The organism is Seonamhaeicola marinus, from assembly GCF_008085455.1.
Genome location: NZ_VSDQ01000586.1, coordinates 1 through 583, shown reverse-complemented (window position 1 = coordinate 583; position 583 = coordinate 1). Strand labels below are relative to the sequence as shown.

At 29.5% G+C, this 583-nt stretch carries 1 protein-coding gene; it reads left to right on the top strand.

Translation table 11 applies throughout. From position 1 onward, the window contains the following. Window positions 1-508, top strand: a 508-nt coding sequence (locus FUA24_RS10645; RefSeq protein WP_246147014.1) for a LysR substrate-binding domain-containing protein, incomplete at its 5' end; no start/stop codon positions are given. Window positions 509-583 lie beyond the last annotated feature (75 nt).

The window sequence follows — 583 nt, the reverse complement described above, 5'->3', positions numbered from 1 at the left end:
TGTATTTAGTTTGAAAGAAATTGATAATGAAACACAAATAAAACATTTACTTTCATTTGATTTAGATGTGGGTTTTGTGCGCTTAGAGCGTGTGCCCAAAGACTTAGAAACAAAACCTATTTTAAATGAAAATTTTTGTTTGGTGTTACCTAAGTCTTTTAAAATAAGTTCAAAATCTTTGAAAAACTTGGAATCCTTCAAAAATGAATCTTTTATACTTTTTGACCCAAAATACAGTGCTTCGTATTATGAAAAAGTCATGCAGATTTTTGACGATAGCGGGTTCTTGCCTATAATATCACATAATACTATTCACGCTGGTTCTATCTACAAGTTGGTTGAAAATGGTTTTGGTATTTCTATTGTTCCCAAATCATTGGCTGCAAACAACAATGAAAATTTACAGTTTATTGAATTAGATAAAATGAAACAAAAAACAACACTATCTGTGGTTTGGAATAAAAACAATAGAAACCCAATGCTTCAAAACTTCTTAAAACTCATTTAGGCATTTATATAGGCTGTATAAATAGCGCTTCCTTTTTCAGTTAAATAAGGATAAAAACCTTGAGCCATAATTTGA